21 protein-coding genes and 2 pseudogenes are annotated in these 17768 nt (G+C 58.9%); 16 read left to right on the forward strand and 7 right to left on the reverse strand.

Features of this window, described 5'->3' with window-relative positions; translation table 11 throughout:
• Window positions 1–22 precede the first annotated feature (22 nt).
• Window positions 23–1462, reverse strand: coding sequence for a DUF7125 family protein (locus tag MUU55_RS26995; protein WP_244763867.1), 1440 nt, complete (start codon window positions 1460–1462; stop codon window positions 23–25).
• 240 nt (window positions 1463–1702) lie between these two features.
• Between MUU55_RS26995 and MUU55_RS27000 the strand changes: the two are divergent.
• Window positions 1703–2482, forward strand: a pseudogene (locus MUU55_RS27000) (Mu transposase domain-containing protein); the annotation flags it as partial.
• Window positions 2479–3237 (forward strand): IS21-like element helper ATPase IstB, encoded by a 759-nt coding sequence (gene istB / locus MUU55_RS27005; protein WP_244763868.1) that lies wholly within the window; start codon window positions 2479–2481, stop codon window positions 3235–3237. The pseudogene MUU55_RS27000 and the gene istB, both read left to right, overlap by 4 nt.
• Before the next feature lie 66 nt (window positions 3238–3303).
• Here the strand turns inward: istB and MUU55_RS29435 are convergent, their stop codons facing one another.
• Window positions 3304–3510, reverse strand: a complete 207-nt coding sequence (locus tag MUU55_RS29435; protein WP_367892208.1) for a helix-turn-helix domain-containing protein — start codon at window positions 3508–3510, stop codon at window positions 3304–3306.
• Between the two features lie 62 nt (window positions 3511–3572).
• Here MUU55_RS29435 and MUU55_RS27010 point away from each other — a divergent pair, with 62 nt between their 5' ends.
• Entirely contained in the window at window positions 3573–4496 is a 924-nt protein-coding gene (locus tag MUU55_RS27010; protein ID WP_244763869.1) for an SDR family NAD(P)-dependent oxidoreductase, read from the forward strand.
• Between the two features lie 68 nt (window positions 4497–4564).
• Here the strand turns inward: MUU55_RS27010 and MUU55_RS27015 are convergent, their stop codons facing one another.
• The 4 genes from MUU55_RS27015 to MUU55_RS27030 all read right to left on the reverse strand — a co-directional run bounded on the left by MUU55_RS27015 (window position 4565) and on the right by MUU55_RS27030 (window position 6836).
• Window positions 4565–5011: a carboxymuconolactone decarboxylase family protein gene (locus tag MUU55_RS27015; protein ID WP_244763870.1), complete on the reverse strand. Its 447-nt coding sequence runs from the start codon at window positions 5009–5011 to the stop codon at window positions 4565–4567.
• 95 nt (window positions 5012–5106) lie between these two features.
• A complete protein-coding gene (locus MUU55_RS27020) occupies window positions 5107–5544 on the reverse strand; it encodes a cupin domain-containing protein (RefSeq protein ID WP_244763871.1) in 438 nt (145 codons plus the stop codon).
• 15 nt (window positions 5545–5559) lie between these two features.
• Window positions 5560–6312 carry an SDR family oxidoreductase gene (locus MUU55_RS27025; RefSeq protein WP_244763872.1) on the reverse strand — a complete coding sequence of 251 codons (753 nt, stop codon included), beginning with the start codon at window positions 6310–6312 and terminating at the stop codon, window positions 5560–5562.
• Window positions 6313–6323: 11 nt separating this feature from the next.
• Window positions 6324–6836: an RrF2 family transcriptional regulator gene (locus MUU55_RS27030; protein ID WP_244763873.1), complete on the reverse strand. Its 513-nt coding sequence runs from the start codon at window positions 6834–6836 to the stop codon at window positions 6324–6326.
• A gap of 176 nt (window positions 6837–7012) precedes the next feature.
• Here MUU55_RS27030 and MUU55_RS27035 point away from each other — a divergent pair, with 176 nt between their 5' ends.
• The 6 genes from MUU55_RS27035 (at window position 7013) to MUU55_RS27055 (ending at window position 10630) form a co-directional block, all read left to right on the forward strand.
• Entirely contained in the window at window positions 7013–7417 is a 405-nt protein-coding gene (locus MUU55_RS27035; RefSeq protein ID WP_244763874.1) for a YybH family protein, read from the forward strand.
• Window positions 7417–8454 carry a bifunctional DNA-binding transcriptional regulator/O6-methylguanine-DNA methyltransferase Ada gene (gene ada / locus MUU55_RS27040; RefSeq protein WP_244763875.1) on the forward strand — a complete coding sequence of 346 codons (1038 nt, stop codon included), beginning with the start codon at window positions 7417–7419 and terminating at the stop codon, window positions 8452–8454. The genes MUU55_RS27035 and ada overlap by 1 nt, the downstream gene beginning before the upstream one ends.
• A gap of 588 nt (window positions 8455–9042) precedes the next feature.
• A complete protein-coding gene (locus MUU55_RS27045) occupies window positions 9043–9288 on the forward strand; it encodes a hypothetical protein (RefSeq protein WP_244763876.1) in 246 nt (81 codons plus the stop codon).
• Window positions 9289–9686: 398 nt separating this feature from the next.
• The gene (locus MUU55_RS27050) at window positions 9687–9941 is read left to right on the forward strand and encodes a hypothetical protein (protein ID WP_244763877.1); all 255 of its coding nucleotides are present in this window, start codon (window positions 9687–9689) and stop codon (window positions 9939–9941) included.
• 66 nt (window positions 9942–10007) lie between these two features.
• On the forward strand, window positions 10008–10130 hold the full coding sequence (locus MUU55_RS29235) for a hypothetical protein (RefSeq protein ID WP_280519143.1): 123 nt from the start codon (window positions 10008–10010) through the stop codon (window positions 10128–10130).
• A 338-nt stretch (window positions 10131–10468) separates the two neighbouring features.
• Window positions 10469–10630, forward strand: coding sequence for a hypothetical protein (locus MUU55_RS27055; protein ID WP_244763878.1), 162 nt, complete (start codon window positions 10469–10471; stop codon window positions 10628–10630).
• 242 nt (window positions 10631–10872) lie between these two features.
• Here the strand turns inward: MUU55_RS27055 and MUU55_RS27060 are convergent, their stop codons facing one another.
• Window positions 10873–11952, reverse strand: coding sequence for an extracellular catalytic domain type 1 short-chain-length polyhydroxyalkanoate depolymerase (locus tag MUU55_RS27060; RefSeq protein ID WP_244763895.1), 1080 nt, complete (start codon window positions 11950–11952; stop codon window positions 10873–10875).
• A gap of 533 nt (window positions 11953–12485) precedes the next feature.
• Between MUU55_RS27060 and MUU55_RS27065 the strand changes: the two genes are divergently transcribed.
• The 7 genes and pseudogenes from MUU55_RS27065 (at window position 12486) to MUU55_RS27090 (ending at window position 17705) form a co-directional block, all read left to right on the forward strand.
• Window positions 12486–12695: a cold-shock protein gene (locus tag MUU55_RS27065; protein ID WP_244763879.1), complete on the forward strand. Its 210-nt coding sequence runs from the start codon at window positions 12486–12488 to the stop codon at window positions 12693–12695.
• A 136-nt stretch (window positions 12696–12831) separates the two neighbouring features.
• Window positions 12832–13056, forward strand: coding sequence for a hypothetical protein (locus MUU55_RS27070; RefSeq protein ID WP_244763880.1), 225 nt, complete (start codon window positions 12832–12834; stop codon window positions 13054–13056).
• Between the two features lie 30 nt (window positions 13057–13086).
• Window positions 13087–13458: a DUF6481 family protein gene (locus MUU55_RS27075; protein WP_244763881.1), complete on the forward strand. Its 372-nt coding sequence runs from the start codon at window positions 13087–13089 to the stop codon at window positions 13456–13458.
• A 230-nt stretch (window positions 13459–13688) separates the two neighbouring features.
• On the forward strand, window positions 13689–13871 hold the full coding sequence (locus MUU55_RS29240) for a pyrroline-5-carboxylate reductase dimerization domain-containing protein (protein WP_303278591.1): 183 nt from the start codon (window positions 13689–13691) through the stop codon (window positions 13869–13871).
• Window positions 13796–13996 (forward strand): annotated as a pseudogene (locus MUU55_RS29245) (pyrroline-5-carboxylate reductase dimerization domain-containing protein); the annotation flags it as partial. The gene MUU55_RS29240 and the pseudogene MUU55_RS29245, both read left to right, overlap by 76 nt.
• 177 nt (window positions 13997–14173) lie before the next feature.
• Window positions 14174–15673 (forward strand): ATPase domain-containing protein, encoded by a 1500-nt coding sequence (locus MUU55_RS27085; RefSeq protein WP_244763882.1) that lies wholly within the window; start codon window positions 14174–14176, stop codon window positions 15671–15673.
• The gene (locus MUU55_RS27090; RefSeq protein WP_244763883.1) at window positions 15654–17705 is read left to right on the forward strand and encodes a hybrid sensor histidine kinase/response regulator; all 2052 of its coding nucleotides are present in this window, start codon (window positions 15654–15656) and stop codon (window positions 17703–17705) included. The genes MUU55_RS27085 and MUU55_RS27090 overlap by 20 nt, the downstream gene beginning before the upstream one ends.
• Window positions 17706–17768: the final 63 nt, after the last annotated feature.

A 17768-nucleotide genomic window follows, 5' to 3' on the forward strand; every position in this document is an offset into this window, starting at 1 on the left:
GATGCAATCTCACCATGGCCGATCACTGCTCCAGGGGCTGAGCGATGCCTGTCGCAGCTCCCGCAACCGGCCTGAGCGGTAACGCAACTTCGAGCCCACGGTTCCCGAATTTCATCTCATGGATCCGCGGGTCGAAATCCGCGTCTCGCACTTTGAGCACGGAGATAGCGCGCTTCAGGGTTGATTCCAGCTCGATGTGCCGCAGCATGATGAGATTATCAACGATTCCCGATATTTCTGGGCCCGGTACTGCAACATTTGGCCCGAATATGCTCTGCATCTCCCACGTCGCTACAGTGGTCGTGCCAGCGGCACGCAGCTCGTTAGCCAACGCTGTGAAATATTCCACCAGCCGAGGCCGATGGATCGCTGCGCGCTCGAACCCGCCCAGGCCATCGATAAACAGTCTCTTGATGTTGCCTTCCTTGACCTTCCGCAGCAGGGAATGACCGAGTTTGTCCAGGAGGTTTTCAGTCAGGGGGTGGCATGCAAAGTCAACATGACCGGCTGCATATGCTGCGTCAAGAGTGTTGCCGAGTACCCTCGATTTCGCCAGCAACCGGGCTTGCGTCTCGTAAAATCCGAAGTGTAGCGAGCGCTCTTGCGCACTCGCTTGCGCAAGGAAATTCAAACCGAATGACGTCTTGCCGCTTCCCGTCGGCCCGAACAGCAAGGTGAACGACGCAACGGGAATTCCACCGCCGATCATTTCATCGAGGTTTTGCACGCCGGAGTGGATCGAGGCGACTTCCGCAGTTTTGTCTTCGACCGAGCCACAAACAGCCTCTATCCTTGGATAGACGGTGACGCCATTTGCCGTAATCTCAAACTGGTGAAGCCCACCAATGGCTGCCGTGCCGCGCGACTTTCGAACCTGCACCCTTCGCACCGATCTCACGCCTGCAAGCTCTTCATGGAGCTCGATAACCCCATCGACCATGGTGTGCTCGGGGCTATCGTCTGACACTCTCGAGCTCGTCAGAAACAAAACCGTACACCCGACGAACGCCGCCTGGCTTTGAACCTCTGCTACGAATGTCTTGACGTCGAGATCCGAATGCACTCTGTCGCGCGCGCTAAGAAGGCCATCGAATACAAGCAACGTGGATTGATTGCGGCGAGTCTCCTCTCGGATCAGCTTCACGACTGCGGACAAGCCTTCATCGCGAAGGGTCTGGAACACGCTCAAATAGGTGATGTCACGGCCCAACCGCGAGCGATCGAAGAAATCGAAAGTGCCGAGCGACGAAAACAGTCTGTCGTGGGTTTCAGCCAACAGTGTGATGTAAAGTACCTTGCGGCCCGCCTCCATGCCGGAGAAAGCGATCTGGTTGGCGAGCACCGTCTTGCCTGCGCCTGGCTGGCCTTGGACGATGTAGGACGCTCCATCGACCAAGCCTCCGTCCAGAATCCTGTCCAGTCCGGCAATACCTGTCTTGACCCGAGTAAGAAGCGCGCTCACAAAAAACCCCGTCCGTTGCGTCGGGCACCATATTGAAGCGGTGCGTCTTTGCATAGCTTAACGATGAGCGGGGTCAACCCCAACTCTGTCCCGTCCAACAACCACAAAGCATCCCGCCTGGAAAGCACCATGAGGCGTGCCCTTGATAGTCGCTCAACTGAGGCTCGAGCCATAGTGGCTCGAAGCGCATAGCGGCAGAAACAATCTGCGAGGCCAGACAGGAACTGGACAGGTTCAAAGCCCTATGCTCGGCGCAACTTCATGGTGCCGATCCCGCAGTTTCCGACATGGGATGCCTTCAACGCTTTTCTGGAGGAGCAGTGCCGCAAACGCCAGCGCGACAAGCTGCGCGGTGAGAGCGAGATGATCGGCGAACGATTGCAGCGGGATTTGGCAGCCATGCGACCTTTGCCGGCGTCGCCGTTTGATGCCTGCGACCAGACCAGCGCTGTTGTGACGGCCCAGTCGCTCGTCCGTTATAAGACGAACGACTATTCCGTGCCGGTCGCCTACGGCCACCAGGATGTCTGGGTTCGGGGCTATGTCGACAAGGTGGTGATCGGCTGCCGCGGCGAGATCATTGCCGACCATCTGCGGAGCTGGGAGCGGGAGGACGTCGTCTTCGATCCTGTCCATTACCTGCCGCTAATCGAGCAGAAGATCAATGCATTGGATCAGGCCACTCCTCTGCAGGGCTGGGACCTGCCGGACGAGTTCGCGACGCTGCGCCGCCTGATGGAAGGCCGCATGGCAAAGCATGGGCGGCGGGAATATGTGCAGGTCCTGCGCCTACTGGAGAGCTTCGACCTTGCCGACCTGCATGCGGCCGTGAAGCAGGCAATCCAGCTCGGCGCGATCGGCTTCGATGCGGTCAAGCATCTAATCCTGTGCCGGGTCGAGCGCCGGCCGCCGCGATTGGACCTGTCGATCTATCCCTACCTGCCGCGGGCGACGGTCGAGAAGACCTCGGCGAAAGCCTATATGCGCCTCTTGTCATCTGATGCGGGAGAAGCGGCATGAGCACCGAAGCACCCGACATCCTGCTCGCCCATTATCTCAAGGCCCTGAAGTTGCCGACCTTCCAGCGCGAGCACCAGAAGTTGGCCCGGCTCTGCGCCACCGAAGGTGTCGATCATGTCGGATACCTCTTCCGGCTTGCCGAGCGGGAGATGATCGAGCGCGATCGCCGCAAAGTCGAACGCCGGATCAAGGCGGCCAAATTCCCCGTCGTCAAAAGCCTCGACAGCTTCGACTTTGCCGCCATTCCCAAGCTCAACAAGATGCAGGTGCTGGAACTGGCACGCTGCGAATGGATCGAGCGGCGCGAGAACGTCATTGCTCTCGGCCCAAGCGGCACAGGCAAGACGCATGTGGCTCTCGGCCTCGGCTTGGCCGCATGCCAGAAAGGCCTGTCCGTCGGCTTCACGACGGCCGCCGCCGTGGTCAGCGAGATGATGGAGGCGCGTGACGAGCGACGTCTGCTCCGGCTCCAGAAGCAGATGGCCGCATACAAGCTGCTGATCATCGACGAATTGGGCTTCGTGCCGCTGTCAAAGACCGGCGCGGAACTGCTGTTCGAGCTGATCTCTCAGCGTTACGAGCGCGGGGCTACCCTCATTACCAGCAATCTGCCCTTCGACGAATGGACGGAAACACTGGGATCCGAACGTCTCACCGGCGCGCTGCTCGATCGCATCACCCACCACGTCAGCATCCTCGAGATGAACGGCGACAGCTATCGTCTCGCCCAAAGTCGCGCCCGAAAGGCCGGCTGAAACGCTCCCGCAAAAAATCGCCGCGGCGCCTGAGACCCCCGCTCGGGCTACGCCCTTCCGGAGGTCTCAGGCCGCCGCCACAGTGGCCGACTTTTGCTCCGGCGAATGGCCGGTTTTTACTCCGCCGTTGACAGCCGACGGCGTCTGGCCGAGCGTTCTTGAGGCGGCACGAAACCCTCCGTACTCGGCAACGGCAAGGAAAGCCGCAAGCTCGCCCGGCGGAAGCGAACTCACTGTTCGAATTATCTCATCATTGTGTGTAGCGTCTGCCATCTAGTTCACGAATGCCACGCGTTTATCTTCCGGGCAAGTCGAATGTCTGAAGGAGTACGACCATGACTTCATCCATCCCATTTGGGTTTTCATCGACCGCCTCCGACGTTCTGGAAGGTGTCGACCTTACCGGGCAGAATATCATCGTGACCGGAGGTGCTGCGGGTATCGGGCTGGAGACAAGCCGCGCTCTAGCCGCCGCAGGCGCGGCCGTGACGATTGCGGCCCGCCGTCCGAACGAGGCTGAGAGAGCTGTCACCGAGATGAGGCAGGCCATGCCCGCCGCTCGGCTGTTCGTTCGTCGCCTTGATCTCTCCGATCTTTTTTCCGTTAGGGAATTTACGGAAAGCTGGGACGAACCCCTGCACGTCCTCGTCAACAACGCCGGTGTCATGGCCATTCCGGAACTGCAGAGGACCTCTGAAGGTCGGGAGATGCAGTTCGCCACCAACTATCTAGGTCACTTCGCGCTTGCGCTCGGCCTACGGAAGCATCTGGCCAGTGCGAACGGCGCCCGCGTCGTTTCCATCGCGTCGACGGGCAACCTGTTTGCGCCCGTGTTCTGGGACGATCCCGACTTCCGCTTCATTCCATACGATCCGCTGCTCGCCTATGGGCAATCGAAGACGGCCTGCATTCTGATGGCCGTGGGGATTACGAACAATTGGGCCGGCGACGGCATCACGTCGAACGCTTGCAACCCCGGAGCGATCGCAACCGGCCTTCAGAAGCACACCGGCGGTCTTCGGACGCCCGAGCATCTGCGCAAGACGACAGAGCAGGGGGCGTCAACGTCGGTGCTGCTCGCGGGCTCGCCGCTTGTGGAGGGAATTTCCGGCAGATATTTCGACGACTGCCAGGAGGCTCCTCTCGTCGACGAGCGTGGAGCCGGGCCGTTCAGGGGAGTGGCACGATACGCAGTCGACCCGGAGAACGCTTTTCGTCTCTGGGGGATGGCGACGCGGATAGTCTCATCGCCGCTGTAGTTGGCGCAACCTGCAGAACCTTTGCGCGGTTCGGCAGGCTACTTCCTTCCCGAGTGTTGTGGGCCTGATCAAGCCTTTGCGGCCACCGGAAGACGGAACGGTGCACCAAGCCGATTGAAGGCGTTCATCGCAGCGATGGTGATCGTCAGATCGACCAGATCCTTCGGTTCGAAAGCTGCAGCGGCAGCGGCATAAGCCTCGTCCGACGCATGGGTCTGGCTGACGTTGGTCACTTCCTCTGCCCAGGCGAGAGCGGCGCGTTCCTGGTCGTTGAACAGGTGAGGCACCTCGTGCCACACCGGAACCAGCGTGATCTTGTCGACGGACATCGTCTTGCGCAGATCGCGGCTATGCATGTCGATGCAGTGGGCGCAGCCGTTGATCTGCGACACGCGCAGGAAAACGAGGTGGACTAGCTCGGCCGGCAGGTTTGTCTTGGCGGTGACATAGTGGTGAACACCGAAGAGCGCCTTGGCACCCTCGGGGGCGACTTCGGACCAATTCATTCGGGACATCTTGTTTTCCTTTCTTGAGGACGCGGCTTTCCATTCGCCGGAGAAGCCGTCGTCGGGTGATCTGTGGTTTAGCGAATGGTTTTCGGAGGGACGCTCTACGGCTTGCGCGGCGTCGTCAGGACGATGTCGTCGGTATCGACGACGAAGACGGCGAGCAGCTTCGCCGGTTCGATCTTGCTGGCATTGGCGCTGACGTCGTGGCGGTCTCCCGGCAGCTCGGTGAAGTTCTGGCCGGCGGTAAAGGTCTTCGTCTCGCCACCGTTCACGGCGCTCTGGATCGCTCCCTCAAGGACCGTGGCGTAGATCAGCGCGGACTTCGCATGCGTGTGGGCGGAGCTGTAGCCGCCGGGGCCATACTCGACGAGGACGCCCTTGACGCTCTTGCCGGGAACGTCGGGCAGGGGATGCTCGTAGACGAGGGTCACCTTGGCATCCTTCGTGTCGTATGCGAGGCCGGACTTTTTCACGTCATGAGCGGACGCGGTGGCAAGGAACGCCGCGAGTGCCGCAGCCGCATAGAGAATGGTCTTCATGATCGTGCGCTCCTCTCAAGCCTTCAGCCATTCAGCGATGGTGATCCGGCCCTTAATGCACTCTTCGCCAGGAACCAGTGAGCCTTTGGCGACAGGGGCGCCGAAGTAGTCGACTGCGGCGTCTGCGGTCACCTTCCTGCCGTCACCCTTCGCAGCGAGATACGCCCGGACAAAGGATTCGAACGATGCGCGCTCGGGTCCCGCAAGATCGATGGTTCCATTCTTCGGTTCGCCGAGCGCGGCTTCCACCAGAGCGGCGGCGACGTCGCTGGCCGCGATCGGCTGGAAGTCGATTTCCGGCACCTTCACCGCGCCGTCGGCTGCATAGGCGCCGGTCAGGGTTTCGATAAACTCGTGGAACTGCGTTGCTCGGACGATGGAATAGGCCTGGCCCGAGGTCGCGACGGCCTCTTCCTGCGCCACCTTGCCGGCCATGTAAGGATTGGCCCCAAGCTGGTCGGCATTGACGATCGAGAGGGCGACGTGATGGCGCACGCCCGCGGCCTGTTCGGCGCTCGTCAAGTTCCGGCTGGACGTCTCGAAGAAGTCGGTGATGACGTCCTTGTCGAACGACATCATGTTCGAAACGTCGATGACGGCGTCGGCGCCCGCGAGGGCGGCTTCCAGTCCTTCTCTCGTGTAGGCATTGATGCCGTTGCGGGAGCTTGCGGCGACCGCTTCATGGCCGGCATCCTGCAGCAGCTCGACTGCCTTCGAGCCGATCAGGCCCGTCCCGCCGATGACGACGACCTTCTTTAACTTGGTCATGGTGCTTTCTCCTATGACGAGGCGCGATTACCCGTCTTGCGTTCGTGGAGTTCGAGAAAGGCGCATCCGCGAGCGGCGATGCCGTCGTCGTCGTCTGCGCCGAGGTCCGCCAGAAGGCCCGCGACGGACACCTTGGCGAGTTCCGCGCGATAGGCCTTCTCGGCCTTCAGCATCGCGGCGTTGATCTGGCAGGGCTTGGTGAAGTAGCGCTGCGGAAGAGGGTTCGGTCCACGCTGGCGGATCTCTGCGCATCGGAACGCGGGCGCTGGACCCTCGACCGCGAGGACGATGTCGAGAAGGCTGATGTCCTTCGGCGCCCTGGCCAGACGGTAGCCGCCCTTCGGGCCCGGCGTCGTCGCGACGATCCCGGCGCCCGAAAGCGACTGCAGGTGCTTCAAGAGGTAGCTCGTCGAAACGCCGTGCAATTCCGCCAGGGCGGCCGCCGAAAGCACGCCGTCCTCAGACAAGCCGGCCAGGAACGCCACGCAATGGATGGCCTGTTCTACGCCTTCGCTCAGTTTCATGTTGCATCTCCTAATCGTGGATATAAAATGTCTATGATTTAGATCGGTGTCAATACGGGATCGAAATGACTGCTGGAAAATCGAAATATGAGATCAGAAAACGGAGTTTCGGGCGGACGGTGCCTGACCATAGTCGGCAAGCTCACAACGAGCTGAAACACATTGCAGGAGCAACAATGACGACCAAACTACAACTCTCGTCGACGCCAGAGGGCATCGTCCCCGCACTTCTCGCCCACCTCAATTCGCTGGACGTCGAGACCATGCTCGGCTTCTACGACGCCGAAGGGATGATCGTCGATGCTTCCGGAATGCCGCATGTCGGCAGAGAAGCCATCGGCAAGGAGCTCGCGAAGTACTTCAGCCTCGGCCTGCAGATGTCGATCACCCAGCGCCACCTGTTCGTCGCCGGCGACGTTGCGTCTCTTATCCTCGACTGGTCGTATGTCGGAACGGCAAGGGATGGTACCGAGATCAACATGGTCGCGACAGCCACCGATATCGCGCGGAGGGGATCGGACGGCCTCTGGCGCTACCTGATCGATAATCCGTTCGGCTCGATGCAGAGGAACCCAGCCTGATGGCGGACGCCGCGGAAACATCGGTTACGGCGACAGCGCTCGCGTTCCGCGGCGTCGTCACCACCGGCGTCTACTGCCGGACAAGCTGCGTTTCTCGTCCTCCTCGACCGGAGAACATGCGCCGGTTCGCTTGCGTTTTGGAGGCGGAGGCTGCGGGCTTTCGTCCGTGCCGTAGATGCCGCCCAGACAACGACGAGTTCGCACGAAGAAACAGCGATCTCGTCGCGGAGGCCTGTAAACTGATTGATGCCGGAGACAGTTCGCCTTCGGTGTCCGCCCTCGCACACGCTCTCGGGATCAGCGAGGGACACTTCCACCGGATTTTCCGAAAACACATGGGGATGACTCCGCGCGCATATATTCAGGAAAGGCGCGCAGAGCTTTTGCGGGATGGACTGAAGCCGGGCAAATCGATCACGTCGACATTCTACGAAGCGGGATACGGCTCAAGCGCACGCTTTTATGCCGTCTCGAACAAGGCGCTCGGCATGGTCCCGGCCGACTACAGGGCAGGTGGGCGCCGGGAAAGAATCAGGTTTGCCATCGGCCAGACCTCCCTGGGCTCGATCCTCGTCGCGTCGAGCGACAATGGCGTCGTCGCGATACTGCTCGGCGACGATCCGGCCGCTCTTCTTATCGATCTGCAGGAGCGGTTTTCGAGAGCCATTCTAGTCGGAGGCGACAACGACTACGAGCAGATCGTTGCTCGGGTCGTCGGAATTGTGGAGGCGCCGCAGGTGGGACTCGACCTTCCGCTTGATCTGCGAGGGACCGCTTTTCAACGGAGGGTCTGGCTTGCACTTCGAGAAGTCCCGCCCGGCCAGACGGTGAGCTACGAGGAGCTTGCCCGAAGGATCGGGAGCGGGAAGCGAGGCAAGGCCGTCGCCAGCGCCTGCGCCAGCAATCCTCTTGCCGTCGCAATCCCTTGCCATCGCGTAACAAAGACCGACGGCTCCTTCTTCCGTTACACTTGGGGTCTGGAACGCAAGGGTGAACTTTTGAACAGGGAAGAAGCTGCGGCTAGGTTGGAGAGGTGAGCGAGGGGGCACCTGACATATTTAAAACCGCGTCAAAGCCGCTGAACTTGTGCGTTTCCTTGAAATGCCAGCACGTGAAATTGGCAAACCTGTCGCGCTTTTCTGCCGACTTGAAGCTTCGCATCGGTCCAACAGAGCAGCAGACGCCGAGAATGTCGCATGCAATCACTGTTCGCCTTACTCAAGTTCGGCCACATCGCGTTAGATATCAGCGTGATGAAGGATTTGGAAATGTGCAGGTCGCTGGTTCGTATCCGCTCAAGAGCTTAACTATAGCATTCCATCGCTTCGATGATATTGTCGGAGTGCGCGGCGTTGCGCCCTTCGGTGTACTCCGCGCTGTCGAGCGTAGGACCTATGCTCTGCTCTTCATCTGTACTGCGCTGAAACTCTGTTCAGCCTAAACCGGCCGGCCGGATTGGCCTATCGACTTATCAGGCGTAGCAATGCATTCTGCCGTCGTCGAACTATAGGGAATGCTACGTTTAGCTCGGCTAATCGCCCTGATGTCGTCATCGGCGTTGTAGCGCATGGCTTTTCGGGACGGAGTGGACCTGGTTCTTACTGCAACCCTATAGAGGAATAGCTATGACTATCAAACCTATGAAATTCACTGTGAAGCAAACTTTGATGGTCGAAGGGCACGAGGTGGGCGACGGTATCTATGTGGGGCAAAAGCTGTCCGACACTGAGATTGAGCGCTCGAAGAGCCGGAACGCGTCTTACTTCTTGCACTTCGCACCGCCGAACGTGGCCGACGATCTCGCTGTCGTGCAGCGCTTTGATCTCGACGTTACCGAGTACGTGCAAAAAGGTCAGATCGTCGTCACCTAAGCGACGCGCAGGCGCCTTACGGAACCGGCGGCGAGCGCGCGGGACCAACTGCCTTATTTGATTGCTTGCTAATGCCGCCACAAGCGCGCAAGGTCATTACTCCAGCAGCCATCATTACGGGCGCTGCTGTTTGAGGGCTTGCTACCCTGGCCCCAAAGAGAGGAGGACGACATGTCTTCCAACTTCGCAACTCGTCAAGATCGATATCTCGTTGCTGCAACAGCGTCACAGTTCGCTGTCGGCGCAAGCATTCTTATGATCGTCTACGTCCTCATTGATGGCTGGCTGTGGTAGGCGCCCGGCTAACACGCCGGAAAACCAGGGCCAGATTTCGAAGCGCCTTCTATCGGGCATTTTCGACCGCCGCCAATATCGGCACATCACAGGGTGACCGCATCATGAGAACGACTGAGAAAGAAATTACATTCCACAGGCCCTTCCGGCTTGAATCACTCGTTGAGCCGCAAGAGGCCGGCACCTACCGCCTCATAGTCGACGAAGAACTCATCGCCGGATTGAGTTTCCCCGCCTACAAGCGCGTAGCTACTCACCTTGAGATACCGCGCCTCTCTTCATCGTCGATCGTTCGCCAACGCCTTCAGGTTTCGTACGATGATGTTCATCGGGCCTTAGCTCTCGATGCCAAGGCCTGAATGGCTAACGTGCCACCGGCTTCGAACTGAATTTGCCTTCGACCGCTCTATTGAAAGGATGACACTATGTCTTCCACCACCTACCGTTTCCAAAACCGTCAAGTCGTCACCGAGATGGCCTCCCACTTCGCGGTTGGCGCCAGCTTAATCATGGTCATCTATGTTCTGACAGAGGGCTGGCTGTGGTGATCCTGACCTTCAAGGTACCGCGGACGAGTGTGAGCCTTGGTAGCGATGCCCGACCGGAAAGCAAAGAAGCTCGCGATGTTGCCCGCCTGTTCGAAGGTGTGGCCAGACGTTTCCCGGAGGCGAAAACACCCCGCCGCTGCGAGGCTCTCAATATCTGGGATGATGAGCACGACTTGTAGGAGGCGAATCATCCAGTTCGCCAGCATCTGCACCCGACGGGCATCGACCTTCGTCGGGTATCAGCCGGTTGCTATATGGTCGTTGACCACCTACACAAGCTCATCGGTTTAGGCGCGCCTCTTGCGCTCATGTCTTGCGACAATCCCTAGGAGAACATCATGGCGCAATCCAAAGACGCTTCGGCGTCTGCCCAGAACTACGATGCCAAGACGCTCGCAAAGAAGCATCGGATCTCCGTCGAGGATGCAGGGAGGATCCTTGCCGAGCACGGCAACGACCGGAAAGCTGCTGACAAGGCTGCGCGACGTATCGCAGTGTGACATTGTTTAGTGCCAGCCCTGGTTCTAGGATCGGAGGGCATTTCCTGGATTTCGAACGCTGAGACGCCGAGGCGTCACACAAATACGTCCCTTCGTGACCTTCGAAGCAAAGGCCAACGACCGCTGGTCGCTAAATTTCGTCCACGATCAACTCGCCTGCGGCAGGCGCTTCCGCATACTCAATGTGGTCGGCGACGTCGCGTGCAAACCCGAGGAGATGCCTTGGGCGAGCCAAGATCACATCATTTCATAAGCCCGGCCGAGCGCAGCGCGTTTTCGATAACGGATTGAATTTTGTTCCCGCCACCGCCGCTCGGGTGTCTGGCTGGCCGCTCGTCGAAAGTTTCGGCCTTCGGGCGCTGGCGTCGCTCAAAGGAGGCTGCGAGGCCCCATGTCCTTGCGATCTCAACGGTTGAGGAAACGCCGACATCCAGCATGAAGGGCGCGGCGTGGCCATAGCCGGTGGAGGCATCGACGGGTGTGCCGTGGGCCATCCCGGAGATCCAGTAGAGTTCGATTGCATCAGTGCCGCGCCCGTCGCGCCAGACCGACCGCGAATAGTTAGCGAACATCTGTGAGGATGTCGGCTGTTCCGGCAATGCATGCACACCGCGCCACTGCGCGACGATCGCCGCCGCGTTTTCCTGCACGACCGTGTTGTCACCGGTTCCGTGCCAGACGGAAACCGTCGGCCACGCCCCCTCATGCCGTGAGGCGGCGCGCAGGCTTGCCTGCAGGGCTTTCGTCTTGGGAAGTCCTAGCCCGCGCATGCGATCGAATGCTTCCGGCACGGTGGACGCGGCTGCGTATGGAAGGCCAGCGATGATGGCGCCGCCGGCAAAAACGTCCGGGTAACAGGCCAGCATTGCATTCGCCATGGCGCCGCCGGCCGAAAGGCCGGTGATGTAGACCCTGCGATCATCAATGCGATGTTCGGCGACCAGCGTGGCGATCATCTGCCGAATGGACATGGTCTCGCCCTCATCGCGCTGTGTGTCGGCGGTATTGAACCAGTTGAAGCACAGGTTCGCGTTGTTTTGCCGGACCTGTTCCGGAAAGAGAACGACGAAACCGTAATCCTCCGCCAAGGCGGACCACCCTGAGCCGGCGTCGTAACCGGCGGCAGTCTGCGTGCAGCCGTGCAGCACAACAACCAGGGCCGGCGCAGCAGGCAGATGTTTCGGGACGTGGTGCCATGCGGTCAAAGCACCGGGATTGCTCCCGAATTGATCGAGCTTCCTGAGAATGGAACCGGTCGGAGCGGCGGGTTTCACCGCGCGCAATCGGGCAAGGCGTTCGAGCGTGTCGGACAGAGATCTCATGGGGTGCTCCAGGGGCGCGCGGGATTGGCGCATAGACCCTAACACCTCAGCAGCGATATGGTTGCTGCGCTGCACAATGAATCTGATTTAAGAAAGGAGCCGCCCCGAGATGCGGCGTCGATCAGGCTTAGCGCTTGATGATCAATGCGGCTTGTTCGTCGTCACACTGGCGCCCTCCGGGGGCGCCGGCAGCGGACGCGATCAACGCACCAACGAGCAGCGACCGCGCGCCGAGCATCGCCACCGTGCGGCGGACTTCCATTGCCGCGTATTGTGAGGAAAATAGGAGCGAAGGAGGGTGCTGACGGCATCTCTTAAATACAACCAGACGCCGAGAATATTGGAAGTCAAAAACTAAAAATTGACAACGGGATAGGGCGCGCCTATATACCGCTTGTCGATATTTGCTTGTTTAGCTTTGATTATCGCGCGCTTGGCACCGTGCCCTGAACGAACCTTTTCTTTTAAAATCGCTATCACATCTGCAACGTCGCGGGCGTTGTGGTTTTCCTATTGCTATGAAAGGGTTCATCATGACCACTGGCAGAGTTAAATGGTTCAATTCCACCAAGGGTTTCGGCTTCATTCAGCCTGACAATGGCGGCTCCGATGCATTCGTCCACATTTCTGCCGTCGAGCGCGCCGGTATGCGTGAACTTGTCGAAGGCCAGAAGATCGGCTTCGAATTGGAGCGCGATAACAAGTCGGGCAAGATGTCGGCCTGTAATCTGCAGGCTGCCTGAGTCATCCGGTATCTGCTTTCCATTGACCACGGATGTACTGGCACTGTCGAGAGCATGATACCAACCGAAGGTCAGGCAGCCTGCCTGGCCTTTTTTGTTGCCGCGCTATGTTGCGGCGCCCCATCCGGAAAAGACCATGACACAGACACATCGCAAATCCCGCGAAAAGGCGGAGATCGCCTTCGCCAATGCCCAATCGCAATTCTTCGCGCGCAATAGTGCGGTTGAAGAGCTAGATTTCATCGTTCTAGCCCGTGAGGAGAAGACCCGGCGGCTTCGCGAAGCGCGCCTTGCAAAAGAACTGACTGATCGGGAGGCGGCGACCGTCTCTCTCCTTGCCAAACGCGCCAGAACAGCCTGACTTGTAAAATACGACTCACAGGACAAAGATTTGAAACACGCCAGAAACAATGACCTCTCCGATCGCCGTAGCGCGGCTGCGGAGGCAAAGTCCGCTCTCCTGAATGCCTTTCGTACGGCAAGGACTACCGACGAACCTACCAGACTGGCGAGGCAGGCGGAGCGGGCGACGATCACCGCCGCCCGGGAAGAGCGGCGTCTCAAGCGCGAGCGGATGAAACGCGACGAGGCCGAACGCCAGGCAGCCGAGCGACAGGCGGCTGCGGCTGCGGCATTGCGCGCCGAAACCGAAGCGCTTGAGGTCGCAGAAAGAAATCGTATCGCACGGGTTATCGACGACGAGGCCGCCCGCAAGGCCGAACGCGATCGGCGCTACGCCAATCGCAAGGCTAGGCGGGCCTAGCGTCCAAGTCCCGGACGTCTAGCCGAGTTCGGGGCTCATGATCTCGCGGTATTAGGTCGGCTTCCCTCTACATGGTTGCAATCTGTAACCGACAGCGCGATGTACACACCGTCGGGCAATGCCCAACACGCCGGCCTCTATCGGAGAGCGGATCATCGTTTGTTGCCTCAACTCGCATGCGAAGTTGCTTGCCTCGTCCCGTTTGTCGAGGATGAGCGCTTGACGGATGCGTGACGGCGGTTTTGGGATCGGGGCCGGCATTTGTATTTCATTTCATCGAGGCGCTCACGGCAGCTGGAGTAAGGAGAGCTCTGCCGGCCGGCTCTCCCTACTTCTTGCCAAGCAGATCATATTCGGTACTGAAAAATTCGCGAGCGACAGCAAGGAGCCTTCCACCCCTCGCGAGCAGGTGACCAGTCCGAATGGTACAACAGCCGCGGCGTTCCGCATATTGATGTCGGACGACAGCAGGCTGCTTTCGCTCTTGGGCATTGCGACGGATGCAGCGCGGCAAAGGTCAATTGAGTTAGGCGCTTAACCGAACGGCCGCGGTTTCGGGTCTGTTGAAGAGCTTCAAAATGACGAGCCAATGTCCAGCTTTTCAAAAGCGGGGCAAAATGCCCACCATCAGCAAAACGGAGACCGGTGTAGACGTTTCCGTTGCCATGTTCATTTCGTGCTCTATTTCAGCGGTAGAGCAGGTACGGATGGATTTATGGAAACAAAAGCACTAACCGGCGTTGATGGCCTTGACGACATTCTTTCCGGCGGATTCACGAGGCGTCATGTGTTCTTGCTGGAGGGCTCGCCCGGTACGGGCAAGACCACTATCGCACTCCAGTTCCTCAAGCAGGGTGCGGACAAGGGCGAGCAATGTCTTTATATCACCCTGTCCGAGACGGAAGAGGAACTTCGGGATACTGCCGCATCGCACGGAATGGTCCTCCCAGAGCGGATTCAGATATTCGAACTTGTGCCGCCCGAGAGCCTTCTCGATGCGGATCAGCAGCAGAGCCTGCTCTATTCGTCAGACCTGGAGCTCGGCGAAACAACGAAGATGATCTTTGACGCCTTCGAGAGGCTGCAACCATCTCGCGTGGTGCTCGACAGCCTGTCGGAGATCAGGCTGCTCGCCCAAAGTTCGCTACGCTATCGCCGCCAGATTCTTGCCCTAAAGCATTATTTTTCGAAGACCGGTGCTACTGTCCTCCTACTCGACGATATGACGTCGGAGAATATGGACAAGACCGTGCACAGCGTCGTCCATGGCGTCGTGCATCTTGAGCAATTGGCACCGGACTATGGTTCCGAGCGGAGACGGCTTCGGATCGTGAAGTACCGCGGGCAGGCCTTTCGAGGTGGCTACCACGACTTCACGATCAAGACGGGCGGTGTCGCCGTTTTTCCAAGACTGCGGGCGATCGAACATCGGACGGATTTCGAGCGAACGCCGCTGGCAACCGGCATCCCTCAACTGGATTCGTTGCTGGGTGGCGGAATCGAGCGGGGTTCGAGCACTCTTCTGATCGGGCCTGCCGGTACGGGAAAGAGCCTTTTCGCACTCCAGTTCGTCAACGCTGCGGTAGGCAGAGGAGAAAAGGCGGCGATCTTTGTATTCGACGAGGAACTTGGCCTTCTATTTTCTCGCACCAAGGCTCTTGGATTGGATCTAGAGCGCCTGCGAGACGAAGGGTCAATCCACATAGAGCAATTGGATGCCGCCGAGCTCTCACCGGGAGAATTCGCCCAACGCGTGCGCGACCGTGTTGCCAGTTTCGATGCAAAAACCGTGGTTATCGACAGCATCAACGGCTACCAGGCCTCGATGCCCGAGGAGAACGCACTCATTCTACATATGCATGAGCTGCTCCAGTATCTGAACCGTCAAGGCGCAAATACATTCCTTACGGTTGCGCAGCACGGCCTGGTTGGAGATATGAAATCGCCGGTTGATGTTACCTATCTTGCCGATACCGTGATTTTGCTGCGGTATTTCGAGGCGCTTGGAAAGGTGAGGCGCGCTGTCTCGGTAATAAAGAAACGCACCGGTATGCACGAAGAAACCATTCGAGAATTCCGTATCACGCGGGAAGGATTGACGTTGGGCGCGCCGCTCTCGGGTTTCCAAGGCGTCTTGCGGGGCGTGCCGACGTTTGTTGGCGAGGCTCAGCGTGTCATCTCCTTAGAAAATGATGGTGGCGACAATTCCCAATAGAAACGTTGCCGCCTTGATCCACGCCCCGATTGGACGGGACGCACAGATCGCCTCTGCCCTGCTCGCAGAGGCGGGTATTCCGTCCACTATAGCCGCCGACCTTCACCGGTTCGTTGCCGGATTGGGCGAGGATATCGCGTTCGCAGTGATAACCGAAGAGGCGTTGCGTTCGTCCGACCTTCGACAGCTATCAGCCTGGATCGCCGATCAACCGAGTTGGTCCGATTTGCCCTTCATAATTCTCACTCATCGTGGGGGTGGCCCTGAGCGCAACCCGGCCGCTGCCCGGCTCTCCGACGCTTTGGGTAATGTCAGTTTCGTGGAACGGCCTTTCCATGTAACGACGTTCGTGAGTGTCGCCCGTTCAGCGTTGAGAGGGCGGCGTAGGCAATACGAGGCCCGTTTGCGAATTGAGGCGCTTGATGAAGGTGAACGCCGTCTTCAAACGGCATTGGAGGCGGGACGGCTTGGCGCATGGGAATTGGATCTTGCAACATACGACTTGACCACCTCATCAACGTGCCGGGCCATTTTTGGCCAAGGCCTGGAGGAGGAATTCACGTACGATGACTTGCTGGCCAGTATTCATCCCGACGATCTGGAAAGAATGCAAGATGCAGTGCGGGCAACGCTGGAAACCGGTGTTGACTATGCGATCGAATACCGCACCGTCTGGCTGGACGGAACGGTTCATTGGGCGGAAATCCGGGCGCAGCTTTATCGCGACAGGACTGGCAAGGCTCTAAAGCTCATAGGCGTGTCTTCCGACATAACCGATAGAATCCGCTCCGAGGAGCATCAACGTCACCTCAATGAAGTCCTGGAAGAGCGGGTGGTTGCTCGCACCGAGGAATTGCACAAGGCTCATGCCGAAGTAATGGCGGAAGTCGCGCAGCGCGAGCGGGCGGAGGCACAGCTCCGTCAAGCGCAAAAGATGGAGGCCATCGGGCAGCTTACGGGCGGCGTCGCGCACGACTTCAATAATCTGCTCATGGCGGTTCTTGGGAACCTTGAGCTTCTAAGCAAGCATGCCACCAATGATCCAAAGGCCGTGCGGCTGGTGGAGGGGGCACTTCAGGGAGCAAGGCGTGGCGCATCCCTGACGCAAAGGCTGCTGGCGTTCGCGCGAAGACAGGACCTGCATGTTGGTCCTGTCGATGTCGGTAATCTCGTGCGGGATATGACCGACTTAATGAAACGGTCGGTAGGGTCCAGTATTGTGATTGAAACCAGCCTTCCACCTGTTCCAGTTGTCCTCTTGGCCGACTCCAACCAATTGGAATTGGCGTTGCTCAACCTTGTCGTCAATGCACGCGATGCCATGCCAGACGGAGGGACGATCCACGTCAATGTTCGTTCATTCGACCAGGCCAGTCAGAAAGGGCCGCTGGCCGCCGGTGGTTACGGGGTCTTGTCTGTGGTCGATGAGGGCTACGGAATGGATGAAGAGACATTGGAAAAAGCCGTCGAGCCCTTCTTCTCGACAAAGGAACTTGGCAAGGGCACCGGGCTTGGTCTTTCGATGATCCATGGCTTGGCGCTTCAGCTCGGAGGTAGTCTCAAATTGGCAAGCGCGCCGACACAGGGGACGATTGCGGAACTCTGGATACCGAGGAGTGACGATTTGGAGCTCGGTTCCACCTTATCCGAAGAACAGCCCATCAATGGTGCATCCGGCCCAAAGCGCATCCTTCTTGTGGATGACGATTTTCTCATCGCAATGAGTTCCGTCGATATGCTGATGGATCTGGGCCACGAGGTTGTGGAAGCGCATTCAGGTATCGAGGCATTGGAGATATTAAAGGAGGACAGTCGTTTCGATCTCATCATAACCGACTATTCTATGCCGGGAATGACTGGCGGTGAGCTCGTTGTCGCTGCACGCGCATTGATGCCTGATATTCCAATCTTGATTGCGTCCGGGTACGCGGAGCTTCCGTCAGGGGTAGAGCTTGACGTTGGTAGGCTCGGAAAGCCGTACACCCAACAGCAGCTCGTCCTTGAGATGGCGAAGATACTGACCTGCCACTGAGAATTTCCTCCAGAATGGATTAGAGTCTGGCCTATTGAGGACGGACTTATGAAGAAGCAGCGA

The sequence above is a fragment of the Shinella curvata genome (assembly GCF_022899935.1).
GTDB lineage: Bacteria > Pseudomonadota > Alphaproteobacteria > Rhizobiales > Rhizobiaceae > Shinella > Shinella curvata.

Excerpts from the sequence above, each read along its gene's own strand:
- istB (WP_244763868.1), top strand. The coding sequence starts at position 2,479 with ATGAGCACCGAAGCACCCGACATCCTGCTCGCCCATTATCTCAAGGCC.
- MUU55_RS29435 (WP_367892208.1), bottom strand. The coding sequence starts at position 3,510 with ATGGCAGACGCTACACACAATGATGAGATAATTCGAACAGTGAGTTCG.
- MUU55_RS27010 (WP_244763869.1), top strand. The coding sequence starts at position 3,573 with ATGACTTCATCCATCCCATTTGGGTTTTCATCGACCGCCTCCGACGTT.
- MUU55_RS27015 (WP_244763870.1), bottom strand. The coding sequence starts at position 5,011 with ATGTCCCGAATGAATTGGTCCGAAGTCGCCCCCGAGGGTGCCAAGGCG.
- MUU55_RS27020 (WP_244763871.1), bottom strand. The coding sequence starts at position 5,544 with ATGAAGACCATTCTCTATGCGGCTGCGGCACTCGCGGCGTTCCTTGCC.
- MUU55_RS27025 (WP_244763872.1), bottom strand. The coding sequence starts at position 6,312 with ATGACCAAGTTAAAGAAGGTCGTCGTCATCGGCGGGACGGGCCTGATC.
- MUU55_RS27030 (WP_244763873.1), bottom strand. The coding sequence starts at position 6,836 with ATGAAACTGAGCGAAGGCGTAGAACAGGCCATCCATTGCGTGGCGTTC.
- MUU55_RS27035 (WP_244763874.1), top strand. The coding sequence starts at position 7,013 with ATGACGACCAAACTACAACTCTCGTCGACGCCAGAGGGCATCGTCCCC.
- ada (WP_244763875.1), top strand. The coding sequence starts at position 7,417 with ATGGCGGACGCCGCGGAAACATCGGTTACGGCGACAGCGCTCGCGTTC.
- MUU55_RS27045 (WP_244763876.1), top strand. The coding sequence starts at position 9,043 with ATGACTATCAAACCTATGAAATTCACTGTGAAGCAAACTTTGATGGTC.
- MUU55_RS27050 (WP_244763877.1), top strand. The coding sequence starts at position 9,687 with ATGAGAACGACTGAGAAAGAAATTACATTCCACAGGCCCTTCCGGCTT.
- MUU55_RS29235 (WP_280519143.1), top strand. The coding sequence starts at position 10,008 with ATGTCTTCCACCACCTACCGTTTCCAAAACCGTCAAGTCGTCACCGAG.
- MUU55_RS27055 (WP_244763878.1), top strand. The coding sequence starts at position 10,469 with ATGGCGCAATCCAAAGACGCTTCGGCGTCTGCCCAGAACTACGATGCC.
- MUU55_RS27060 (WP_244763895.1), bottom strand. The coding sequence starts at position 11,952 with ATGAGATCTCTGTCCGACACGCTCGAACGCCTTGCCCGATTGCGCGCG.
- MUU55_RS27065 (WP_244763879.1), top strand. The coding sequence starts at position 12,486 with ATGACCACTGGCAGAGTTAAATGGTTCAATTCCACCAAGGGTTTCGGC.
- MUU55_RS27070 (WP_244763880.1), top strand. The coding sequence starts at position 12,832 with ATGACACAGACACATCGCAAATCCCGCGAAAAGGCGGAGATCGCCTTC.
- MUU55_RS27085 (WP_244763882.1), top strand. The coding sequence starts at position 14,174 with ATGGAAACAAAAGCACTAACCGGCGTTGATGGCCTTGACGACATTCTT.